Source organism: Fibrobacter sp. UWCM (assembly GCF_900129735.1).
In the GTDB taxonomy this organism is placed as follows: Bacteria; Fibrobacterota; Fibrobacteria; order Fibrobacterales; family Fibrobacteraceae; genus Fibrobacter.
The window spans coordinates 93,763-117,298 of sequence record NZ_FQWR01000010.1; the positions used below are offsets into that span (position 1 = coordinate 93,763).

Annotated in this window: 21 protein-coding genes; 3 read left to right on the forward strand and 18 right to left on the reverse strand. The window is 53.2% G+C overall.

Annotated elements, in window-relative coordinates; all coding sequences use genetic code 11:
- Window positions 1-4: 4 nt before the first annotated feature.
- Together BUB22_RS08550 and BUB22_RS08555 are read right to left on the reverse strand one after the other, a co-directional pair.
- Window positions 5-1,333, reverse strand: coding sequence for a restriction endonuclease subunit S (locus BUB22_RS08550; RefSeq protein WP_073114765.1), 1,329 nt, complete (start codon window positions 1,331-1,333; stop codon window positions 5-7).
- 59 nt (window positions 1,334-1,392) lie between these two features.
- The gene (locus BUB22_RS08555; RefSeq protein WP_073114766.1) at window positions 1,393-3,231 is read right to left on the reverse strand and encodes a type I restriction-modification system subunit M; all 1,839 of its coding nucleotides are present in this window, start codon (window positions 3,229-3,231) and stop codon (window positions 1,393-1,395) included.
- A gap of 486 nt (window positions 3,232-3,717) precedes the next feature.
- Between BUB22_RS08555 and BUB22_RS08560 the strand changes: the two genes are divergently transcribed.
- Both BUB22_RS08560 and BUB22_RS08565 read left to right on the forward strand, forming a co-directional pair.
- Window positions 3,718-4,275 carry a hypothetical protein gene (locus BUB22_RS08560; protein ID WP_073114767.1) on the forward strand — a complete coding sequence of 186 codons (558 nt, stop codon included), beginning with the start codon at window positions 3,718-3,720 and terminating at the stop codon, window positions 4,273-4,275.
- Window positions 4,262-4,450: a hypothetical protein gene (locus tag BUB22_RS08565; protein ID WP_073114768.1), complete on the forward strand. Its 189-nt coding sequence runs from the start codon at window positions 4,262-4,264 to the stop codon at window positions 4,448-4,450. The genes BUB22_RS08560 and BUB22_RS08565 overlap by 14 nt, the downstream gene beginning before the upstream one ends.
- 239 nt (window positions 4,451-4,689) lie before the next feature.
- On the opposite strand, the gene BUB22_RS08570 is transcribed toward BUB22_RS08565, so the two are convergent.
- From BUB22_RS08570 to BUB22_RS08630, 13 genes are all read right to left on the reverse strand, one after another.
- Complete coding sequence (locus BUB22_RS08570; RefSeq protein ID WP_073114769.1) at window positions 4,690-6,249, reverse strand: hypothetical protein; 1,560 nt, start codon at window positions 6,247-6,249, stop codon at window positions 4,690-4,692.
- A 263-nt stretch (window positions 6,250-6,512) separates the two neighbouring features.
- The gene (ftsZ, locus tag BUB22_RS08575) at window positions 6,513-8,078 is read right to left on the reverse strand and encodes a cell division protein FtsZ (protein ID WP_073114770.1); all 1,566 of its coding nucleotides are present in this window, start codon (window positions 8,076-8,078) and stop codon (window positions 6,513-6,515) included.
- A 41-nt stretch (window positions 8,079-8,119) separates the two neighbouring features.
- Window positions 8,120-9,361, reverse strand: a complete 1,242-nt coding sequence (gene ftsA, locus BUB22_RS08580) for a cell division protein FtsA (protein WP_072808673.1) — start codon at window positions 9,359-9,361, stop codon at window positions 8,120-8,122.
- Window positions 9,354-10,196, reverse strand: coding sequence for a cell division protein FtsQ/DivIB (locus tag BUB22_RS08585; RefSeq protein ID WP_072808675.1), 843 nt, complete (start codon window positions 10,194-10,196; stop codon window positions 9,354-9,356). Before BUB22_RS08585 ends, ftsA begins: the two co-directional genes overlap by 8 nt.
- The gene (murC, locus tag BUB22_RS08590) at window positions 10,193-11,575 is read right to left on the reverse strand and encodes a UDP-N-acetylmuramate--L-alanine ligase (protein WP_073114771.1); all 1,383 of its coding nucleotides are present in this window, start codon (window positions 11,573-11,575) and stop codon (window positions 10,193-10,195) included. The genes BUB22_RS08585 and murC overlap by 4 nt, the downstream gene beginning before the upstream one ends.
- Window positions 11,575-12,645: an undecaprenyldiphospho-muramoylpentapeptide beta-N-acetylglucosaminyltransferase gene (murG, locus tag BUB22_RS08595; RefSeq protein WP_073114772.1), complete on the reverse strand. Its 1,071-nt coding sequence runs from the start codon at window positions 12,643-12,645 to the stop codon at window positions 11,575-11,577. The genes murC and murG overlap by 1 nt, the downstream gene beginning before the upstream one ends.
- On the reverse strand, window positions 12,642-13,874 hold the full coding sequence (locus BUB22_RS08600; protein ID WP_073114773.1) for an FtsW/RodA/SpoVE family cell cycle protein: 1,233 nt from the start codon (window positions 13,872-13,874) through the stop codon (window positions 12,642-12,644). Before BUB22_RS08600 ends, murG begins: the two co-directional genes overlap by 4 nt.
- A gap of 30 nt (window positions 13,875-13,904) precedes the next feature.
- Window positions 13,905-15,293, reverse strand: coding sequence for a UDP-N-acetylmuramoyl-tripeptide--D-alanyl-D-alanine ligase (gene murF, locus BUB22_RS08605; RefSeq protein WP_073114774.1), 1,389 nt, complete (start codon window positions 15,291-15,293; stop codon window positions 13,905-13,907).
- Window positions 15,287-16,711 (reverse strand): UDP-N-acetylmuramoyl-L-alanyl-D-glutamate--2,6-diaminopimelate ligase, encoded by a 1,425-nt coding sequence (locus BUB22_RS08610; RefSeq protein ID WP_073114775.1) that lies wholly within the window; start codon window positions 16,709-16,711, stop codon window positions 15,287-15,289. The genes murF and BUB22_RS08610 overlap by 7 nt, the downstream gene beginning before the upstream one ends.
- On the reverse strand, window positions 16,711-18,579 hold the full coding sequence (locus BUB22_RS08615) for a penicillin-binding protein (RefSeq protein WP_254794691.1): 1,869 nt from the start codon (window positions 18,577-18,579) through the stop codon (window positions 16,711-16,713). The genes BUB22_RS08610 and BUB22_RS08615 overlap by 1 nt, the downstream gene beginning before the upstream one ends.
- A complete protein-coding gene (locus BUB22_RS08620; protein WP_175547270.1) occupies window positions 18,572-18,874 on the reverse strand; it encodes a hypothetical protein in 303 nt (100 codons plus the stop codon). Before BUB22_RS08620 ends, BUB22_RS08615 begins: the two co-directional genes overlap by 8 nt.
- 8 nt (window positions 18,875-18,882) lie before the next feature.
- Window positions 18,883-19,896 (reverse strand): 16S rRNA (cytosine(1402)-N(4))-methyltransferase RsmH, encoded by a 1,014-nt coding sequence (gene rsmH, locus BUB22_RS08625; RefSeq protein WP_073114777.1) that lies wholly within the window; start codon window positions 19,894-19,896, stop codon window positions 18,883-18,885.
- Complete coding sequence (locus BUB22_RS08630; RefSeq protein ID WP_072808691.1) at window positions 19,883-20,359, reverse strand: division/cell wall cluster transcriptional repressor MraZ; 477 nt, start codon at window positions 20,357-20,359, stop codon at window positions 19,883-19,885. The genes rsmH and BUB22_RS08630 overlap by 14 nt, the downstream gene beginning before the upstream one ends.
- Before the next feature lie 460 nt (window positions 20,360-20,819).
- Here BUB22_RS08630 and BUB22_RS08635 point away from each other — a divergent pair, with 460 nt between their 5' ends.
- Window positions 20,820-20,984 (forward strand): Acyl-CoA dehydrogenase C-terminal domain-containing protein, encoded by a 165-nt coding sequence (locus BUB22_RS08635; protein ID WP_254794692.1) that lies wholly within the window; start codon window positions 20,820-20,822, stop codon window positions 20,982-20,984.
- Window positions 20,985-21,145: 161 nt separating this feature from the next.
- Here BUB22_RS08635 and BUB22_RS16360 read toward each other — a convergent pair whose 3' ends face one another.
- From BUB22_RS16360 to BUB22_RS08645, 3 genes are read right to left on the reverse strand one after another with little or no spacing between them, the layout of a single operon-like run.
- Window positions 21,146-21,574 (reverse strand): hypothetical protein, encoded by a 429-nt coding sequence (locus tag BUB22_RS16360; RefSeq protein ID WP_139258878.1) that lies wholly within the window; start codon window positions 21,572-21,574, stop codon window positions 21,146-21,148.
- A gap of 14 nt (window positions 21,575-21,588) precedes the next feature.
- Window positions 21,589-22,269, reverse strand: a complete 681-nt coding sequence (locus BUB22_RS08640; protein WP_073114778.1) for a hypothetical protein — start codon at window positions 22,267-22,269, stop codon at window positions 21,589-21,591.
- Window positions 22,270-22,281: 12 nt separating this feature from the next.
- Window positions 22,282-23,442: a hypothetical protein gene (locus BUB22_RS08645; RefSeq protein ID WP_139258880.1), complete on the reverse strand. Its 1,161-nt coding sequence runs from the start codon at window positions 23,440-23,442 to the stop codon at window positions 22,282-22,284.
- Window positions 23,443-23,536: the final 94 nt, after the last annotated feature.

A 23,536-nucleotide genomic window follows, 5' to 3' on the forward strand; every position in this document is an offset into this window, starting at 1 on the left:
TGAACTAACAAACTTTTACCTTGCCTGTAACCACATCACTTATCAAACTTTGCTTATACTCATTCAAGTTCGCAATCTGATTTTCGATGGACGCAATTTGAGAATCGATAGAAGAAACTTTCTTTTCGATATAGGCGACTATTTCCTTTTGTTCGGAAAGAGGAGGGACTGGGATTCGCTGATTTTTCATATCTGAAAACGATAATGTCAATCGAATACCAGAACCCATTCCGTGAAGCATTTTCTTATTATCCATGGTTTTGAAAAGCCACAAATAATACATTGCTTCAATAGTTTTTCTTGGTGTCATTGCAATATAAGCGGAAGTGATAATACCGGGAGTCGGACAAATTGCGACACGCTGAGAAACAAAGTCATAGTTAAGATTTAACCCATTCAGGACAATATCATTTTTTTTCAAAACCGTGTACTTTACGTATGTTTCTTCATAATCTTTTTCATCGCCAACTTCATTCTTCATAACCAGAGTGCCGAATTTGAACTGGTAAGCTTTCTTGAAAGAGAAATCTTTGTTCAACACCTTATTTTCATCAAAAAACGAGGCTACACGTTTTACTTCCCAGTTTTCAGGGATTTTTCCTATCCAAGAAATGCCGGAGTCTTTCCATTTGCGTTTCTCTCGTCTTTCGTCTATCTTGCCTGTGACGGCATTTGCGATAACGGACTGTTTGTATTCCTTCAGGAGTTCGATTTGTTTCTGTTTTGCCGAAACAAGTTCATTGATTTGCGCAGTCTTTTTGTCCAAGTATTCCGCAATCGTCTTTTGTTCTGAGAGAGGAGGGAGTAGCAATTTACAACGCTTCAAATGAGCTCTTGTAACACTATAAACTTTTACGCCGTTTACACGAGTTCTAATTTGAGATCTCCAAATATCAGATTGAAAAAGATAAGCAAAGAATGGTCCGTTTTCTTCTTTATTTGTAAACGCAATTATTGTATGATAGCCTGCAAAAATCTTTCTCGTTTCCGTATTTAAAACACAATTACCACAACCATCTAAATCTTCTGAAGTATCGGCAAATACAATATCATTTTTCCGCAATAAAGATTGCGGATTTGAATCAAGCCATGAAGATTCAACAAATCTCAACAAATTTCTTTTTAAAACAGTTCCTTCATTTTCCTTAGAATGAATTTGCCCATAACTGACAACAGGGACTCCATTAATTTCATCATTAATAAGGTTATCCTTTGTAATCGGCAAGCCCTTTCCCAAAGAGAATTCAGACCTAAAAGGAACAACATCCCAATGCTCCGGCACATCTCCTATCCAAGAGATTCCTGAATCCTTGTATCGCGCATACTTTCTCATATAGACAAATTCCTTTTCTCATGGGAGATTCCCGGTCAAGCCGGGAATGACAAGTGAGGCTACTCTTCCAGAATCTCCGCTAGGGCACCTTCGGTTTGTCGTTCCAGCTTCATGATGTCGTTCTTGATGTCTTTCAGGCTGCGAAGCTCAACGGGCTTGTAGAAATACTTGGTAAAGCTGAGTTCGTAGCCAACGGTGGGTTCGCCAAAAATCACGTCAGGTGTATAGGGTTTGACTTCGTTCTCGTAGAAGCCATCAATCCCGCCCGGATAGTTCATCGGAATCTGCTCCGTTTCGCTGCGGCTCGCCTTGTATTTTACGTTGCCCTTCTTGTCCTTGACCGGTTTGCCATTCTCGTCCAATACGGGCTTCATCAGCGGCACAGACCAGTAACCGAATTCAGAATTGTCGAAAATCTTGCTCTGTTCCGTTTCCTTGAAATCCATCAGGAGTTTCAAAATCTTTGCTCGGTCCGCCTCGTTCGTTTCACAATTCTTTTCGCCCAGATTCTTGCGGAGCGGTGTCTTGATGGCGGTCGCATCAATCAACTGCACCTTGCCCTTGCGGCGTTTTTCCTTGCGGTTCGTGACAATCCAGATATAGGTGCCAATACCCGTGTTGTAAAAGTCCTTTTCGGGCATGGCGACAATCGCTTCGAGCATGTCGTTTTCGATAATGTACTTGCGCAAGTTGCTGTTACCCGAGCCTGCATCGCCCGTAAAGAGCGAGCTTCCGTTGTGCACCTCCACGATGCGGGTGCCGAGTTCCGTATTCTTCATGCGGCTCACGTTGTTCGCCAAAAAGAGCATCTGCGGGTCGCCAATGTCGGGGACAAAGTTTATGTCGTCCGAAAGCACAAAACGGCTGTCGGTAATTTCCTTCTTGTCCGAAATCCCCCAGTTCTTGAGGTCTTCTTTCCATGCCGTACCGAACGGCGGGTTCGAAATGCAGAAGTCGTAAGTTTCGCCAATGTGGCCGTCTTGCGAGATAGTCGAGCCGAAGGCGATGTAGTCGCGCTGCTGCTTGTTCAACGAATAACTGAAACTCTTGATTTGGCCCGAAATCATAATGTCCGCCTTGCAGGTGGCGTAAGTATCGGGCATCAGTTCCTGACCGAAAATGTGAATCTTGATTTTCTTGTCGCGTTCTTTCGCCATATCAAGGATTTTCTCCTTGGCAACCGACAAGATTCCGCCCGTACCGCAGGCTCCATCGTAAACGGTGTATGTCGAATTTTCAAGTTTGTTCGCAATCGGGAGAATCGTCAAGTCGGCAAGCAACTTCACCATGTCGCGCGGCGTAAAGTGACGACCGGCGCTAGTCACCGCATAGGCTTCGTTGAAGCGACGGAGCAATTCCTCGAACACAGTTCCCATCATGTGGTTATCGACACCAGGCAAGGTCTCTTTTCCGCTCGCATCTTTGACGGGCTGAATTCCCAAGTTGATGGACTTGTCGGTAAACTTCTCGAGAATGGATCCCAGGCGGTTGTTCTCGGTAAGCTTGTCGATGGTCGGCAACAGTTCGAACTTCTTGACAATGTCCTGGACATCCTTGCTGTAACCGTCGATGTATTCCAGGAAGTTCATTTTCAGGCGGTTCGGGTTCGTCTCTGCCGTCAGCCTGCGCATCGTAAACTTCGAAACGTTCACGAAGGGATATTTGGTGATGGCGGTCAGCACAGGCTCGTAGTTCACAATCTTCTGCTTGTCGAGTTCGGCCTTCTGCTTGAGAACGGCATCTTTCGTGGGCTCCAAGAGAACGTCGATGCGGCGGAGCACCATCATCGGGAGAATGACCTTCTTGTAATCGACCTGTTCAAAGACATCCACCAACACGTCGTTGGCGATATTCCACATAAAACTGACCAGCTTGTTGAACTGCTGCGTGTTATCCATAAGGGCCTCATTTGCTAGCCCTTATACTGGTGCATTCAACTGCAAGCAAAATTCCGCGGTCATTTCGGCAAGCTCAATGACCCTTATCTCGCCCGGCAACCACGCGTTCGCAAAAAAGAAAAAGCGTGGCGTCGAATGAACTTATCGTAATGGAGGCTCTGGTAAACCTATTCTGCAATAAGCACAAACGACCCACGCCCATTGCTGGACGTGAGTGTTTCGCCTTAAACTCGCAGAATTTGAAAATTTACCAGATTTCCATTACGAGAATAAGAGCTAACTCAACGTTAAACTCGCGCCCCAAACCGTGAGGAATGGGGCTATGTCAACAGCAATATAGATTATTGGAATAGGGGAAAAATGAATTTTTTCTGAAAACCTCTTGACATCCGCCCCTGGAAAGTTTATATTTATAGTGCTCAAAAGAGCAAATTTAATAAAAAGCCCCGCTGTTTTTACGCATGTCCGCGGGGAAAGGAGTAAACGATGTATAGCGATGCAAAAATCGGTGGTGTCGGAATCTGGCTTGACGAAATCGTCCCCTGCCTCAAGGATACCGAAACAGGAGCAATCAAGGAAACCGTGGTGTTCAGGATTGAGAGCCGCTCGTTTCTGAAAAATTTCAACGAAAAGAACGGATGGGGAATTGATTGGATCGAGGTTCCCAATAGTGTCGAGGTGTTTGCGCTCGCCTTGAAGGAAAACAACGAAATTCAGGGGCTTGTCGGGGTGAAAAACGACATTTCAGTGAAAGCTGCATACCTGCATTGGGGTTGCACCGCTCCGCACAACAACAAATACAGGTTCGGAGTGCAGAAATACAGTGGTGTTGGCGGACATCTTTTTGCCATTGCTGCGGATCGGTCATTTTTGTGGGGACATGAAGGATTTGTACATGGTTTTGCCCTTAACAAAGAGCTGTTAAATCACTATATTGATGTGTTAGGAGCATCCTATTTAGGGGCGCAACATCCTTATCAGTTTATGATTGATAAAGCCTCAGCTCAAAAACTTTTGGAGGTCTATACTTATGAGTGGAATTAGAAAGCCTGCCGTCATTTTGGCGGATTCCATGGAAGAATACATGGCTACGCCTGATCCATACAAGGAACCGCCCAAAAGCAAGCTGAACATCTACGAGCTGGGAAAATACGCCGAGCGTGTCGGTAAAAAAATCGACATGCTGACAGCCGAAGAAATTTTGCAGTTCAAGGTGTAGAGTTGGCCAATTTTTATGTCTAAAAGTGGCGAGCCTACTCAGTCCTTGATGCAACGGACTGAGAGGGCGAAGTCCTCACCGACGAGGCCGCAGGTAGCACCGTTCGCTTTCAAGTACCAGTAGTCAGCGGTATAGTTATCATACTCAGTAAAAGAAGTCGCGAGGATGACGAGAGTGATTCCGAAGATGACAACATAAATTTATCCTTCAAGAACAAGTTTCCTAACTCCAATAGTCGTCTAGAACTTCGTATCGACCGGGTTGAAGGTGAACTTCACGCCGGAACGCAGCCAGCCGTCGTAACCGTCATCACCCTTCACGTGCGCGAGATTTTCGTACTTGCGGAAACCGCCTCCCACGTAAAAACCGAACCAGCCGTTCACCTTCATCTTGTAGAGCGCATCTACCAGGTACTGGGCTTCTTCCACGCCGGAGGGGGAATTCTCTCCGCCGGCGAGGGCCACGTTGTAGTCGGTGTACATTTCCTTGTCACCCTGGCGCAGCCATGCGAGAGTGAGCGCGAGCGAGTGCTTGCCGTACTGCCAGCCGAAATCGAACCACAGGTCGAGAGCGTCGGCTCCGCGGCGGTAGCCTATCGGGTAATCCACAAAGTAGGCGTCGGCGTAATCGGGGTCGTCCTGTTCGCGGTAGTTGCTGCGGTAGTTGCGGCGGCTCGTGTACTTGAGGAGCGGGAGCCTGCTGTTGCCAGCCACGGGGTCGGTGCGCACCACGTCGAGCCTCCAGCTGAACTTGCCGTAGAGCGCGGTCGAAAGTTCGTGATAGTAGCCCACGAGGTAGTTGATGACGGAGCGGCTCGTGCCCTTGTCATCGTCCTCGCCCACCGGGCTGTTGATGTCTTCCATATTTATCTGGCTGTAGAACTTCGCGCCGTTGCTTGTCTTGTAACCGAGTTCCACGGAGGTAGCCGCCGATGTGTAGCCGGTCGCGTAGTTGTCGTGCCAGTAGATGAACGGGCTCATGGAGCGGAACTCGGGAGCCTTGCCGCCAATCATGCTCTGTTCGGCAACGTAGATCCAGAACTTTTCGGTCTCGATGCCGAACTTGTGGAACATGAAGGTCTTGATGTTGTCGTCGTAGGTGCGGTTGCGCTGGTTCGCCACCTGGTTGTCGCGCTCGGTGCATTTTTGCGCGTAGGCCTCGGTACCCACGGGCGGGCAGCCGGTCGAATGGTCTATCACGTCGCCGTAGAGCCAGGCGTTGAGCGAACTGAACAGGAAGTCGTAGCGGAACATGCCGGCAGCAAATTTCCAGCGCAGGCCGTCGTGGTAGGGTGCGCCGCCCACCAGGATGTCGTTCCTGGAAACCTTCAAGTCGTCGAGCGCGAACCGCCCGAACTGCACGTAGCCCACGGGGTTTTCCCAAACGGCGTAGGCATTGTTCGGCACGTTTATATCGAGTTCGCTCGGGTCGTACGTGAAATTCTTGTAGAGTTCGTCCTGGTACCAGGCCTCGAGATCACGCCGGAGCGGGGCTTCCAGAAGCACGTGGAAACTCTTGTAGCCGGCGCGAAAACTGAGGGTGAAGAACGGGTCGAGGTGTTCCTCGTAACTGCGGGCGGTTTCGAGCGGAATCTGCAGGCCGCGCCAGTTGCCCCCGAACCAGTCGGCGGTATCTACCGCGAAGGTGGGGTCGGTGGGGCCGCCGTTGAACCCGAAGTCGAAATCGGTGCCTATCTGGAAATAGCCGCGTTCGCCCGACTGCGGGGGCGCCGGGTATGCATGGCACAGGGCAGCCAGGCCAAGTGCGCAGAGGGCTATGGTGCGAACGCGAGTGCTCATGCCTTGTAAAATAGCAAAAAAAAGTTTTTGCGTTGTAAAACGACGCCCGTGAGCCACAAGCGGCACGGCGCGAGCGTGCCGTGGTGGCGAGAGTGAGCGCATACCGGAGGAAATATACCCTAGACGTAGCGCGAACGGTACGCAAAAAGGACTACCCAGGCAGGGAGACCCAGGTAGTCCCTTGTGTGTTGTGGGGATGTGCGCGGAATACGCACACCCTGTGTGTGTGTTATTCTTCTTTCTAGAAGTTCTTCAGAGGCATCTTAGAAGATGTCGCTCAGGGCGTTTCCACGGAGGAAGGCGGGCACGTCGTAATCGACGCCGCTTGCCTTCTTGATGGAACCGGGGTCATCCTGCACCGTCTTGGAGGCAACGGTAGTCGCGAGGGCTTCCTGACGCATGAAGGTCGGGGTCTCGAGCGACTTCGCATCCATCTGCACAGACTTCGCCGGGGCTTCATGAACGCCGTTCATGTCGTCGGTATCGGCGATTTCGGAGAATTCCTGGGTGTCGTGCAGGGAAGCGTTCGGCGTGCCGAGCATGACTTCTTCGGCAGGAGCGGTTGCCGAGAAGCCCGGGGCGGCAAAGCCGACCGGATTTTCAACGGAGGGCATCGGGATGGTGCCACGCGCGATGGCGGCAAAGTTGAATGCCGTCGGGCGCGGGGTCGCCTGCACCGGCTGCGGAGCCACGGGGGCCTGCTGCACCGGGGCGGCAGGAGCAGCGGGTGCTGCCTGCGGGTAGTTGGCGGCAGGGCCACCGATGCTGTTCACGAGGTCGGTCGGGCGCGGGGCCGGGGCAACTGCGGGCTGTGCAGCCGGCTGCGTGAAAGCAGCGGGCTGGTTGCCGGTGCCACCGCAACCAGTCGCGATGATGGTGATGCACACCTTCTCGCCAAGTTCCGGGAGGAGGATATCGCCGATGATGATGTTCGGGTCACCCATGTCGCCCACAGCTTCGTAGATGTGGTCCATGGCCTCGCTGTATTCCATCATGGAGAAGTTTTCGCCGTGGGACACGTTCACGAGCACGCCGGTAGCGCCTTCCACGTTCACGTCTTCCAGGAGCGGAGAAGAGAGCGCCATATCGACGGCCTTGAGACCGCGGCCGTCGCCTTCGGCAATGCCGGTACCCATGAGGGCGGAACCGCCGTTGGTCATCACGGTCTTCACGTCGGCAAAGTCAACGTGGATGAGGCCGTGGCGGAACATGATGTCGCAAATGCTGCGCACAGCGTTGCCGAGGATTTCGTCGGTGAGCTTGAACGCACCGTCAAGAGTCATGCTCCTGTCCACGATGTTCATGAGCTTCTTGTTGTCGACGACAATCATGGTATCGACCTTGTCGCGCAGGTCCTTGATACCCTTGTCGGCATTACGGCCACGCACAGGGCCTTCGTACCTAAACGGCTTGGTCACGACGGCAATCGTGAGGATGCCCATTTCGCGGGCAACCGCACCGACCACGGGAGCAGCGCCCGTACCCGTACCACCGCCCATGCCGGCAGTGATGAAAATCAGGTCGGCGCCCTTCATGGCTTCCTTCAGGTCGTCGATGTTCTCTTCGGCTGCCTTGCGGCCCACATCGGGCTTCGCGCCGGCGCCAAGAGTCTTCGTCGTCTTCTGGCCAATGGCAATCTTGTGGTCTGCGAGACTCAGTTCAAGAGCCTTCGCATCGGTATTGACGGCATAGTATTCTACGCCTTCAATATTCATGCCGACCATGCGGTTTACGGTGTTTCCGCCGGCGCCACCTACGCCGAACACCTTCACCTTCGCGTTATTGAGGGTGGTTTCGTCCATCTCGATGTGGGATGTGATTTCACTCATGGTTTATCTCCCTGTGATTGTTTGAGTGTTTGATGTTTTAGTTAAAAGTACGTGCGAACCATGTCCTTGAACCATTGGATTCCCTTCTTTACGGAAACAGTCAACTGCGCGCCCGTATCGTGCTTCTTGTTTACGCTCTGCTGGCGTGCAGCATAGTGCAAGAGGCCGATGCCGGTTGCATAGGACGGCTTATGGAACGCTTCCTGGATACCGCTCGTACCCTTCGGGTAACCGATGCGGACCGGTTTCTTGAATACCTTCTCGGCAATCTCGTCGATTCCCTCGAGAGCGCAGCACCCGCCGGTAAGCACGATGCCACCGTTGATGAGGCCGTCAATCTTGTGGGTCTCGAGATTATCCTTGATAATCTTGAATATTTCTGCCACGCGGGCAGTAATCACCCTTGCAAGGAGTTCGCGGGAACACTGCACGTCGCCACGGTCGCCGACGCCCGGAACCGGGAACGTCTCGTCTTCGAGAAGGTTGTTCAACTTGCAGGTACCGTACTTCTTCTTGATTTCTTCGGCCTTAGAGAGCGATATAGGCACCTTAAGGCACTTGCTGATGTCGCTGGTAATCTTGTTGCCCGCAAGGTCGAGCGAGGCAGTGTAACGGACAGACTCGCCCACGAACACGGCGATATCGGCAGAACCCGCGCCAATATCTACCAGGGCAACGCCCAGTTCCTTTTCGTCGGGAGTAAGCACGGCGTATGCGGCGGCAAGGGGTTCGAGCACGAACTCCACGGTATGCAGCCCCGCGCTGCGCACGCACTTGTCAAGATTCTGGATGGCATTGAGCCTCGAGGTGACCACCTGCACTTCCACGCCCAGGCGACGGCCGTTGAGGCCCTTCGGGTTACGGATGCCCGGCTGGTCGTCAAGCGTGTACTCGCCAGGGAACACGTGGATTATCTGGCCCGCGTTCTCGGGAATGGTGCTCGCCTGATCCTTGACGGTCTCAATATCCTGGCTGCGGACTTCGCCGGTCGGGAGCGTAATGAGGCCCCTATAATTGAATGAGGACACGTGCTTCCCTGCAATGCCCACGTAAACATCGTGGACATCCACGCCCGCTGTCGATTCGAGCGTCTGCGCGGCCTTCTTCAGCGTTTCGACAACGTTGTCGAACTCGTCTGCGTTCTTCAGCGGAAAATCGCCGCATTCAAGCACGCGCACGGAAGATCCATTCGCCACACCGACGAACAGATTGATTTTAGAGGCACCGATGTCCAGACCGAACAACAAGTCCTCTTTCCTTATTTCATTTTTGGGTTCATCCATTGACACACCTCTTATCAAAGTTCCTTACATAGGCAAAGCCAACAAATCGTAAATCCACTTCACCTGCACAACGTATATCTTGCGGGAATCCCGCCTTGACCATATCGTAAAGGGCGAACATGTCGCGGTTCCAGCCCGACTGGGGGTAAAGCACGTGGAAAGCGACATCCCTGAAAAACACCTCGAAGGCGCGGTCCTCTGCGGACCACCCCACCTGCGACACAAGCGAATACTGCCTGGGGTCGAGTTTCTGCATTTCGGCGAGGAACCTGCTTATCGCCTTCACGTTCTCGAGCGAGCCCTGCTCCACTACGGGGAGGCGGAACGCGGTCGACGTAGAAAGCGGAAGCGGGAGACCCCTCTCGGAATAGACGGTCGCCTTCCCCGCATCGAAATACGACACGACGGGTTTCGATTCCTCGAGCGAGATGGACATCGAAGACGGGAAATGCTTCGTGACCGAAACGGACCGGATGAGCGGGGAGCGCATGAGCATCTTCTCGATAGAATCGGGAACGACTTCCGACATGAGCATGCCCGGTTCCACCTGCGCGTTCTGGATGACGTCTTCCCAAGTGAGCATTCGGTTACCCTCGATATCGATATACTTCAGGTGGCGAAGCTCGAGCGGGTTGAAGCGCTGCACGTAGAAGCGGTTTTGCCACAGAGCGACACCTGCAGCCACGACGAGGATGCAGAGAATCCAGCCACAACGCTTGAACCAGCGTAAAGCACCCTTGAACCCGCGCTTGATCTTTTCCTTGCGGGCCTGCTTACGCTTGCTCTCGTTATAGCCTATGCGACGGCCTAGAAATGTCGTCCCGGATTCGCTCAAATACATTCCTCCAAGATACGGGTCCCGAGTTTATAGATGTTGCCTGCACCCATGAGAACGACCACGTCGCCTTCACGGAGTTCTTCCTTGAGGATAGGCAAGATGTTCGCCTGGTCGCCCACGAAGCGCGCATTGCGGTGCCCGCGGTCGCTCGCGCTGTTTGCCACGAGTGCGCCGGTAACGCCTTCAATGGGGCGTTCACGCGCGGGGTAAATGTCGGCAACCAAAAGAACGTCGCAGTTCGCGAACGCCATGCCGAAGGCTTCGTGCTGGTCGCGGGTACGACTGAAGAGGTGCGGCTGGAACGCCACCACGATTCGCTTGTCGGGGAACGCCTCGCGGAACCCGAGAAGCGTGGCGGTCGCTTCCGTCGGGTGGTGTGCGTAGTCGTTGAACACCATAACGCCCTTCTTCTCGCCCATGAATTCAAAGCGGCGGGTCACACCCTGGAATTCGGCGCATGCCTTGCGCGCGATATCGGGAGCAATACCTTCCTCGTTCGCGAGCGCCACGGCGGCAGTCGCGTTGAGCACGTTGTGGCGTCCGGGAATCTGGAGCCTGAATTCGCCGAGGCTCTCGCCATCGTTCAGGATATCGAATACCGGGTAGCCCTTCTCGAAACGCAGGTTATCGACGCGGTATTTCGCCTGGCGGCTAAAACCGTAGGTAATCACGGGTTTCCTGACGCGCGAAAGGATTGCCTGCACGTTCGGGTCGTCGAGGCACAGAATCGCCTGCCCGTAGAAAGGAATCTTGTTCACGAACTGCACGAACGCATCCTTGATATCCTCGATGTTCTCGTAGGTATCGAGATGGTCGGCATCGATGTTCGTGACAATCGCCGAAGAAGGCATCATCGAAAGGAAACTGCGGTCGAACTCGTCGCTTTCGGCAATCAGGTAGTCGCCGCAGCCCACCTTGGCGCCGCTGCCCTTGCCCTTCACCACGCCGCCCACGATAATTGTCGGGTCGAGGCCGGCCTCTTCCCAAATCTGGCCCACAATGGACGTGGTCGTCGTCTTGCCGTGCGTACCCGCAATCGAGAGCGTGTACTTGAGGCGCATCAGCTCGCCGAGCATCTCGGCACGGCGAATCACCGGAATGCGGCGATTGCGCGCTTCCACGAGTTCGGGGTTATCGTACGGGACAGCCGAGGAATAGACCACGAGGTCCGCGTTTTCCACATTCTTCGCCTCGTGCTTGGGGGCAATCGCGATCCCGAGCCCCTTCAGGTAATCGATAACCGGGCTCTCGCCCGTATCGGAACCGCTCACCACAAATCCATTGTCGTGAAGCACTTCCGCGATGCCGGACATGCCGGCACCACCGATGCCTACAAAGTGCAGTTTACGGACACGCTTACAATCATTTATCTGCATTATGCGTTTTCCTTTTCCATGATGACTGCCGCAATGCGGTCTGCGGCATCGGGCATCCCGAGGTCCTTCGCCGCGACGGCCATCTTCTCAAGTTTTTCTTCGTCCGAGAGGAGCGAAAGCGTCTTGTTCCACAAGTCGTTCGGGTCACTGTCGAGTTCCACGAGGGCGGCACCCGCCTTCTCGACCACACGGGCATTGTGTTCCTGGTGGTTCGCAGTCGCGTGCGGGAACGGCAACAGGATAGAGGGCTTGCCGAAGGCAAGGATTTCAGCGAGGGCCGATGCGCCCGCACGGCTGATAATCAAGTCCGCATGGCTCATGTAGGAATAGATACCGTCGAGGAACCCGCGAATCGCCACGTTCGGGACATTCCCCACGCGGGCGGTAATCGTATCCACGTTCTTCACGCCCACCTGCCACACGACATTCACGTCGTCGCGGGCAGCGATATCCTTGATACTTTCTTCAATCTTGTTGTTGATGCCTACAGCACCCTGCGAACCGCCCACGATAAACACGGCCTTCTTGCCTTCCGCAAATTCAGCCGGGCGCGGGAGTGCACCCGCATCGGGGAGCTTACGGACCGGATTACCGAACACCATGCACTTTTCTGCGGGGAAAAACTTCGCCGCATCATCGGAGGTCACAAAAATCGTCTTCGCGTAACGGGAACCGACCTTGTTCGCGATACCCGCAACCGCATTCTGTTCCTGCAGGTACACAGGAATGCCAAGCGAGCCTGCCGCAAGCACAATCGGGAGCGACACGTAACCGCCGGTAGCGACAACTACGTCGGGCTTTACCTTCTTGAGCACGCTCTTTGCACGCACGAGCGACTTGGAAAGCTTGAACGGGAGGGCAAGATTCTTGAGGAACGGGCCACGGTGCAGCGGTTCTGCCGTAATGTACTCGTAAGGCCAGTTCTTTGCCACAAGGCGTTCCTCCATGGAATCCTTACGGCCTGCAAACGTGATGTCTTCGACACCCATCTTCTTTAGGCTCTCGGCAATGGCGACTGCCGGGAAAATGTGGCCACCCGTGCCACCGCATACAAACAGGAACTTTTTCATGTTTCAGCCCTCGTTATATTAAATCCACCTATGGTGTAGGTATCCGTGTTGATGCCGCCCATATAGGGTTCGGTCAACTTCTTGCCGGTACCCGCCTTCGAAATATTCAAGAGAATCCCGATAAAGAGCCCTGCAACAATAAGGTTCGTACCGCCATAACTGATGAAAGGCAGCGGCTGACCCGTCGTAGGCATCAGGCCCGTACTCACGCATACATGCACCAAGAAATTGAAGAAAAGCGAAACCGTAAGCGCCACCGCCAGGTACTTGCCGAAACGCGTCGTAGAATTCCTCGCAATCTCGAAACCCTGGTAGAAAAGGATGCTGAAGGCGGCAAGCACGGCCAGCGTACCCACGACACCGAATTCCTCGCCCACCACGCTGTACACCACGTCCTTGTGGGCTTCGGGCAGGTACCCCAGCTTGTGGGCGCTGTTACCGACACCCGTGCCCAGGATTCCGCCGTTACCCAGCGCTTCCAGGGATTGCTGCGTCTGGTACATCTTCTTCTTTACAAGTTCGGTCTGCATCGCAGGGTCACCCGACGAGAAGAACGCATCAAACCTGTCCTTAACATGCTGGTATATGGGTTTATCCTTGCTCCCAGAAATGGCCTTGACAAGTTCCTTCAGCAGAATCACGATAGTACCTGCACCCGCGGCAATGCCGTAACTCTTGAGCATATGCTTGAAGTTTGCGCCAGCCACCAGGAGCATTATCGTAAAGATTCCAGCAAACATGCCGACCATCGAGAAGTTCGGCTGCAGAGCAAGCAGGAATGCCGCAATCAAGAACGGGAAGCCAGGCTGGATAATACTGCACTTGAGCGACTTGATTTCGGTACCTGCATCGGAAAGCTTTGTCGCCACCATCAAGATAAAACCGAACTTGAGGATTTCGGAGGGCTGAATACCCCAAATCCAGCGATTCGCCCCATTGATGGTCGGGCCAAACAGGACTGCGGCAAGCGTCAGGGCGCACCCGACAATAAATACCGGGCGGGCCGCCTTTTTCCAGATGGAGTAATCCACCCGGGATGCAACAAACATGGCGACAAACGCAATCAGGACCTTGCTGCAGTGAGCCTTCAGGTAGAATTCGGGATCCCCGTACTTCTTTATCGCAGCAGGAGCGGACGCAGTATAAACGACAGCAACGCCGAACAGTATCAACAGGATTGTCGATACCAACAGCAGCTTGTTTACGCCTACGGACTGGTTGTTACTCATCGCTATCTAAAGCCTCTTTACCTACAGTTGCTAGTCCTTGGAAACCGGAGAAAGTTTCGTGAGCGCATCCACGACCTGCTCCATATGCATGCCGCGGCTGCCCTTCACCAGCACGACATCGCCTTCCGACACGACATCGCCCAGAAATTCAATCACTTCCTGCACGGAATCGAAGTGGTACGCCTGCGCCATGCCGGCAGCACGCGCTCCCTTCACGAATTCCTGCGCATCCTTGCCTACCGCAAGGAGGAGGTCAAAGTTCATCTCGGGCACGAGGGCGCCGATTTCCTTGTGCAAATCCTTGCTCGCCTTGCCCAGTTCGAGCATGTCGCCGAGCACCGCGATGCGGCTCCCGCGAATATCCATATGGCCGATGGTCTGGAGCGCCATACGGGTAGAAGACGGGTTCGCATTGTAGCAGTCGGACACAATCTTGAAGCCAGCCGCCTTACGGATTTCCATACGCATGTTGGTCGCACGGAAGTTCCCGAGGGCACGCGCGATGGTGGTACGCGGCACGCGGAATGCATCGCCCACCGCAATGGCGGCAAGCGAGTTGTAGAGGTTGTGCGTGCCCGGCACGTTCAGCACAAAGTGCGTACGCCCGATATAGAAATCGGCACAGGCATTCTCATTCCAGGTAAGCTTTTCGGGCTTGATGATACCGCGCTTCACGCCGAAGGTCACCACGTTCATGTTCCTCGTCTTGCGCACCTTGCAGAGGCGCGGGTCGTCCGCATTCACGATAAGCGTGCCGCCCGCCTTCAGGCCTTCCCTGATGGTGATTTTCTCCCTGAAGACTCCGTCCAGGTCACCGAGACGTTCAAGATGCGAGGCGCCAATGTTCGTAATCACCGCCACATCGGGTTCCACCGCAAGCGAAAGCGGTCGAATCTCGTCGGGGCCACTCGTGCCCATCTCGACGACGGCCGCCTCGTGGCTATGCCTCAGCTGGAACAGCGTCATCGGGACACCGATATGGTTGTTGAAGTTCCCCTGCGTGGCATGCGTATTGTATTTTGCAGAAAGTACCGCCTTCACCATTTCCTTCGTGGTGGTCTTGCCGTTACTGCCGGTAATGGCCACCTTCTTCACCTTGAAGAGGCGCTGGTAGCCCTTCGCGAGCTTGAGGAGGGCCTTGGTGGTATCGTCCACCGGGGCGTACATCTTGATGGTATTCTCTTCAACGGATTCCTTGTTTACTACGCTCATCAGCGCTCCATCCTTTTCCATTTGAGGAACAAACTTGTGGGCATCGAAACGCGTGCCCTTTATAGGCCAGAACACCACGCCCTTGGCCTTCTCGCGTGAATCCAGGCAAAGATTCACCTTCCTTTTCAGAGTGCGGGCCGGAACGCCGACTGCATCGGTTTCCAGGATTTCCAGCATCTGTTGCACTGTCAAATCAAGTTTCAGCATTCTTCCATCGCCTTCACCGCCTGTTCGCGGTCGTCAAAATGGTGTTTCGTCTTCCCGACAATCTGGTAATCCTCGTGCCCCTTGCCCGCAATCACGAGCCAGTCGCCATCCTTCAGGGCGGCACATGCCTTGCGAATCGCCTCGGCACGGTCCGGGACCACCTCAAACTTTTCCGTCTTCATTCCGGCACGCACGTCCTCGATAATCGCGAGCGGGTCTTCCGTGCGCGGGTTATCGGAAGTGAGCCAGGCCTTGTCTGCAAGAGTTTCCGCAATATGCCCCATAATCGGGCGCTTGGTGCGGTCACGGTCGCCGCCACAGCCGAACACGGTCGAAAGCGTGCCGCGGCAGAGGCTACGTGCCGTATTCAGCACGCGCTCCAGGGCATCGGGCGTGTGGGCGTAATCCACAATCACGTGGCGGCCACCCTTGTTCCAGACCTTCTCGAAACGGCCCGGCACACGCACGCTCGCAATTGCCGCACGCATAGCGAGTTCCTGAATCCCGATGGCATTCGCCCAGGCGAGCACCAGCAATACATTATCCACGTTGAATTCGCCACATAGCGGCGTTTCCAGCTTTTCCTTCGCAATCATCGGGAGCAGCATCTCGAGCCCTTCCTCGGTGCTCTTCACCGCCCCCTCGGGCTTCACGTCGGCCTTCGCATTCCCGAGGCGCGACACGGCAACCGCCTTGCGGCCGGCCGCTTTCATCTCGTCAAAAATCTTTTCGCCATGCGCATCGTCGATGTTCAGTACCGCAACGCCATCTTCCGCGAGATACTTCGTGAACAGGAGTTTCTTTGCCTCGAAGTAGTTCTCCATCGTCTTGTGGTAATCGAGATGGTCCTGCGTGAGATTGCTGAAAAGCGCGCTCCTGAAGCGGATTCCCGCCACGCGCCCCTGCACCAGCGAATGCGAGGAGGCTTCCATCACCAGGTCGGTGCAGCCCGCCGCCACGGCCTTCGCGGCAAAAGCGAACAGGTCCAGAAGCCCGGGCGTCGTAAGCGTCGCCACCACGGAGGTATCGCCAATCTTGTTCTTGATGGTCCCGAGGAGCGCCGTCTTCTTGCCCGAAGACTCGAGCATCGCGTTCATCAGGAATGCACTCGTCGTCTTACCGTTCGTACCGGTAACGGCATGGCAGGCCAGTTTCGCGAACGGGTCCTTGTAGAAAATCCTTGCGGCCTCGAGGCGCGCCGCCTTCACGTCGGACACCTGAATCCACCTGGAGGTAAGCCCTTCGGGCGCAGGCAACTCGCTTACCACGGCAACGGCACCCGCGGCAACGGCATTGCGCGCAAATTCCTCGAAACCTTCCGTCGAAAGCGAGAAGAACAAATCACCAGGCTTCGCACGGCGGGAATCGTCGCACAGACCCTTCACAGACAAGTTCTGCATCAATCCTTCCGAAATCATCAGCCTCTCTCCTTGAGCGTCAACTTGCAAATGGTCCCCTTGCGGAGTTCTTCCTCGGGCTTCGGGGACTGCGCCACTACGCGGCCCTTGCCTTCGTATTCCACATTCACGCGTATATTGCCCATAATTTCCATAGCGTCACGGAGCGAAAGCCCGTTCAGGTCCGGCATTCTGGATGCCGAAACGTTCCCGAGCGAAAGCACAATGCCCGCATCGCCCGTTCCGTCCACATTCTGCGACATCACGCGGTTGCCTTCACCCACGAAGGTAACCTTGCAGCCCTTGTCATCGGCAAGTTTCTTGGCGCCATCGACAGTCAGGCCCATAAATTCCACATCGCAAGGGTTCTGCGACTTGACCTGCGCGAGGTTATGCGAAAGCGGCGATGTTTCCGGATTGTAGTAGATGCCTTCCATAATCCGGCGGAAAATCGGGCCCGCGGTAAGGCCGCCCACGTGCTTGCCCTGCGGGTCATCGACCAGCACCAGGCACACGTAGCGCGTATCTTCCACAGGGGCAAGGCCAATGAACGATGCCACCTGATGGTCGCGGTCATACTTCTGCGTTTCCTGGTTGAACTTTTCTGCCGTACCCGTCTTGCCGCCGAACAGCACATCGGGAATCTTCTTCGAGACTACTTTCTTCGCCGTACCGCTGTTCACCACGCGGTAGAGCATGGAGCGGATTGTCGACGCGGTGCTTTCAGAAATCACGCGGCGCACGGGAGTCGGCAGCCTTTTCTCAATAACGCTATCCTGGGCATTGCGCCATTCACGCACAATCATCGGTTCCATCAATACGCCACCATTCGCGACTGCCGCATAAGCCATCGCCATCTGGATAGGCGTCACGGAAACTGCGTGGCCAAAACCCATCGTCTTCAGCGTACGGTCATCGCGCTTGAGTTCGTAGGGCTTGAGCAAGCGGCCATTTTCCTCGCCGGCAAAGAACTCCGACGTCGGCATTCCGAAACCAAAACTGCGCGCCATGTGGTAGAGCCTGTCCGCGCCCACCTCGTCGGCAATCTTTGCAAACACGATGTTCGAGGATTGCACCATCGCCTCGCTCATGTCCATGTCGCCGTAGATATGCGTATCGCAAATCTTTTCCGATTTCGGGTTCCACTTCCAGCACTTGCCCTCGTTCTCGTAAACGCGGGCCGGGTCAACCACCTTGTTCTCGATTGCCGCAGCGGCGGTAATCACCTTGAAGGTAGAACCCGGTTCGTACGACATGGAGACGATATCGTTTTTCGACATGCGGCCAACGCCCTGCGTCTTGGAGTTCGGATCGAACGTCGGGTAGCTCGCCATCGCAAGTATTTCGCCCGTGTATGGCTCCACCACAACCGCGCTCGCGCTCTTCGCGTCAAATTCCTCGACACCGTCCTTAAGTTCCCTCTCGACAATTTCCTGTATATTCTTGTCGATGGTAAGCACGAGACTCATACCGGGTTCGGCCTTCGCCACTTCGCGGGAACGCGTGTAAAGGTCCTTCACCCCGACCCTGAGGCCACTAACGCCCCTCAGCTTTTCGTCAAAGGTAAGTTCAAGGCCCATGCTGCCCTTTCCGTCGTGCCCCACCTTCCCGATGAGCTGGCTCGCAAGCTTACCTTGCAAGAAAAGGCGGCTATAGTTGTTCGCCGAATCGCTGACATTATCCGCGAACACGTTTCCATTACGGTCCAGAATACGGCCTCGGTCGGCATGCACGTTTTTCGTGCTGACCACCATGCTCTCAGTCTGCGTCTGGTAAACTTCGCGGTTCACCACCTGGATGTTTATCGTCTGCCACGCAAGGATAGCGATGAGGCTCATCAGGAGCCACTTGATAAAGGCGAGCGGTTCTATCTGGACTTTGTTATTCACCGGCCCCTCCTTCGCCCATGACCTTCACCGGCACGGCATTCAATTCAAGCCCAGCGACCTTGGCAAAGTCCCTCAAGCGTTCCAGCGAAGAATACTGGTTCACCTTGAGTTTCAACTGCAGTATATCGCTCTCCAGAACAGTCGTCTCGTTCGAAAGCCTGCTATATTCCTTGTAGAGCGCGTTGATCTTGTTCTGCAAGTATAGCGGAGTCATGATACCGATCACGATAGCGAACGCGGCGAGCACGACGATCAGAGCGATCATCTTGTTCGTCTTCAGTACAGGCATTTTCACAGTTTCGCTCATACCCGTTCGTAAACCCTTAGTTTTGCAGAGCGAGCCCTGCTGTTGTTCGCAATTTCTTCGTTTGTCGGCAAAATCGGCTTGCGATTGACCTTCCTAAGCTTCTGGTGATTGCCACCGCACACGCATACCGGCAGGTTCTCCGGGCAAATGCAAGCGCGTTCGAATTCGGCTGCCGTTTCCTTGACACAGCGGTCTTCCACGGAATGGTAGCTCATCACCACCAGGCGGCCACCCACCTTGAGGCAATCCACCGCGGCGCGGAGACTGTCCTCGATTTCCTTCAGTTCACCGTTCACTTCCATGCGTACCGCCTGGAATACGCGGGCCAAAAGGCCGTTCACTTCGCGCTTCTTGTCGGGGAATACCGATTCCACAACAGACTTCACGTCCGAGGGCAAAATGGCACGGCCTTCCTTTTTGGCGATAGTCGCCATTTCTACAAGGCGGGTCGCAAGTTTGAACGCACGGTCCATATCCGAATTCTTGCGGAGAGCACCGGCAAGCTTTTCTGCATCGACATTCTTGAGCCATTCCTGCGCAGAGGTTCCTTCACGGCGGTCCATGCGGAGGTCGAGCGGGTTATCGCCCACAAAGGTAAACCCGCGCTTGGAATCGTCGACCTGGTGGCTGCTGATTCCCAAATCGTAAAGGATACCGTCGAGAGTGTTCGGTGCAATTTCGTTCTTCAGCTCGCCAAAGCGCACCGGATGTACAATGAACTTGCACTTTACACCCGCAAGGCGCTTGGTCGCAAACGCAACGGCTTCCTCGTCGCGGTCAAACGCGTGAAGCGTTCCGTCTTCATTTAATTTATTTGCAATCGCGTAGGAATGTCCGCCACCGCCGAGCGTGCAGTCGCCGTAGGTACCGTCAGGCTTGATGTTCAACCCATCAAGGCATTCGGCAAGCATCACGGGGTCGTGATAGAACACGCCATCGGTAGCGCCGGCAAGAGCCGCAGAATATTTGTTTGTCTGTAAATTAGTTTGTCTGAGGTCAGCGTTTGCCATCAAGACCTCCCGACGAACCGATTAGGCGGAACATTTCGTCGAACGACTTCTGAGCAGCATCGGTATCGATCTTGCTCTTGTTTTCGAATCGTTCGGGGTTCCACAATTCCAGAGAGCGTCCACGACCGGGAGTGTAAACCACTTCTGTCGTGAGACCCGCATATTCCAACAATTTCTTGGGAATAAGAATGCGGTTCTGGCCATCCATTTCTACTAGGCTGGCATCGAGCTGTTTCCGGAATTCATCGGCTCGAGGGCGATCTATGAACGCATCGAGTTCGGCCATGAATTTGGCGTACTCAGGCAGCATGTACAACCGGAGGGTGTGGTCCGGGTCGCGAGCGACTACGAACTCAGTCCCTTCGGAAGCCCACAGCTGGCGACGGAGTTCCCTAGGGAAGGAAGACCTTCCCTTTCCGTCAATCGCCGTCTTGGCGCTGCCTATGAAATAGCCTAAATCCATTTGATTCCTTGACACACTTTGCCACAACACTTATAACACATGGTAAAATTAAACATTTTCTACCACCGCAGCAACACAAAATGGAAAATGACGCCCATTTCAGGGTACGAATCAAAAAAACTTACAGAAAGCATACCTCGTACCGAGGTCCGATTTCGTTTTAGTGTTCAGATGTGCATTAACAAAAAAGGCTCTGCTAGGCCAATCCGTACGCCCGACCTCGGCTAGCAAACTTTCCCGATTTCGTAAGCCCCTTCCAGGTTGTTTATTCACTGCGTAACCGTAGTTTTTAGGCTATTTCGGCAGGTTCCGACTTCGCAGCGTTTCCGCAGTTTTGACCCAAAAGTACGGTCTGGCCCGACAGAGCCCCACCTTTAGGTGGTTAGGCGTCTGAGCACCCGTTGTGAGTCTAAAGCGACTCGTCTTAACGAGTCGTGTAGGCGACCTTTGCAGCCGTCACTTGTACGAACTCGCAGCCAACTGCGTGATGAGCCAGCTCATGCTCCGCAACGCCACCAAGGCACCCGAACTGTTCGACAAGAGCATGAAGGTGTACCTGAACCTCGCCGAAAGAGCCTGTGCTGAGCCTGTCGAAGCAAAGTCGCCAAGCACTACAACTTCGTGAAGAGCGTGAACGAGGACGCGATGGAGAGCTACAAGCAGGCGTAAGCCTTAGGATGTCATTCTGGAGGAGCGAAGCTCCGATAGAATCCATAAAGCAATTAAAGACCTCGGTGAAGAACCGAGGTCTTTTGTTATAAACCAGTCTAATACTATAACGCTGTCCTATCGATTTGAATACAGAATAAATGATTCTGGTTTTAAGACAACATTGGGTTTCGCACTCGGAGTAATTCTAACAGAATTCGTTCCATCACGCAGCCCAAATAATTCCATATTATCAAATGTGAAGCAACCTTCTACATCTATGGATGCAGTAACATGGGTCATATTCTGCAAATGCGTCAATTGGACGGTATTTTCAAAATAAGTCGTGTCATAGCCATTCACATGAACCTTAGAAGAGCCAGAACGAGAAACCAGACCATTAACATGGGTATCCACATTTACAGAATCAACTTTCCCTCCACCAAATGTTCCGCTCAAGGACCAGTTTACAGTCACCGGTTCCTGAACAGGGGCAGTGGACGAGCCTTCGTCGCTGGAGCAAGCCAACAAACCGAACAAAGCTATTCCCAGAAGAATTTGTTTCATATTATCTCCTTTTGTTATTTTACATTAAATAAAGACGCAGGAAGATTGCTACGACGCTTTGCCGAAAGAACATCAACCTTCACATTAGACACCTGAGCATTAGGCATCAGCGTTTTTATTTCCACACTGGAAAGTGTCCCCGGTAGCTGACAGCTATTATCACAATATTTATATTCTGTTTCCGCAGTAGCGACACCACCAAGAGCATTCATAGGAATCTTAGCAATCATTTTCACAACACGGCGTTTCTTGTCTGAATAGAAAAAAACAGGCTTAGAATCATCTTTAGGAACAATTTTCCAAAGACCATTTTCCTTTACAGGGGTCCTATAATCTTCGGGTTTTCCCATTTGCGAAGTGATATCCGTAGGCTCGTTCTGTAATCCGCTTTGACTTGGCAAACTTTTTCCAGTTTTCAAATCTGTCACACGGATTATATCTCCATTTTTCACGATTTGCATGTTCATCATCTGCGACTTAACCGTCGTGATAGACTTGTCACCACCAGCAGTCAGCATTGACGTCCTTACGGTCTGAGAAGCCATTCCCGGCAATGCCACTGTAGTCTGCATAATGATTTCCGCCGTATCTGGAAAGGCTGCCTTCTTTTGATTATCGAATACGGCATTGATGTCAAGAGCAAAGCAATTTGTCGCAGTAAAGGCGGTCAATAAAATTTGTACATTCTTTTTCATAATCAAGCTCCGTTATAAATTAGATAAAAGTTTAGTCGAAACAATCTGCGAATTTTTGCGCAGGACGAGATATGTATGACTCAAGTCTATCCCAGTCCAGTCCACAGCAATAAACTGTTCACCCGGCATTACCGTGCCGGAATAAATTCTGCGGATTGGAGTACCATTCGCATAGACCAAGTCGAGTAGAACATACGGATAACCGTCAAGAGAAAGAATCAATCCCTCGGGAGTACGAATCACAGGAATCGATATTCCAGAATCGTAGCCATAATCGGCAACCAAAGAATCCTGATTGTCGCGAGGCGCAACGATTTTCGGTTCTTCCCAGACGGGGTCATCACCATATATTTTATTGCCCGTAGAATCATAAACGCATATTTTCGATGTCACAACATAGGACTTTGTAAGCCCTTCATGAGACGGGTCATCGGACGCATTCCACAACGGGTCCCAGTTTCCTACATGAATGGCAAACTTGAATTCGTCTGCCCACACATTATGCGGAGCCAAGGAAACATCGCCAACATGTACGTTCACCTGATAGCGACTGTTGCCAAGAGCAACCATCTCTGCACCATCAACAAACAAAGGCTGATAGTTGATATCAAAAATCGGCTGCAGACCTTCTTCAACAAGGAAGTAGTAACGGACATCATACTTGCGTAACGACGCACCACCCAGATTCTCCAGTTTCAGAGCAATCTCACTAGCCCTAGTTTGGTCATCGCGCAGATCAGCAGCAAAGACTCGAACGGAAGGAGGCGTGGCTTCTATAGGATCCTCCATTTCTACGCAATGGCCGCCAATCAGATTGTTCTCCGAATCAAGAACAACGATGCCGAAATCATCGATAAAACCATCGACATCTGTGGCCGCCATTCCGGGAAGAACATAAGACGGATCATCTTCAGCATACCACGGGACATTTCCATCATTGTATATGCCCATAAGGGGACCATCACCAAAGTATGGACGTCCGCCAGGCAAGATACGCGTTGTATCAAAGGCCCACTCCACGTAACCAGTATTATAGCCTTCTGCACTAACAACCAGGCCAAGGGAGTCTTCCCCCGGGAAATAGGCATCGGCATGGACTGACTCCGGCGATTCTCCGCGGAAGTAATAACGGACCTTGAATCCATTTATCGTTTCAGATGAAATATTCTTCAAACTGGACCATGCAGGAGTTTAATAAGAGGGTAGCATAAGCTACTATATTCATTGCGCAACCCCAAAAAGGTAAAACAATGGCAAAAGTCAACTA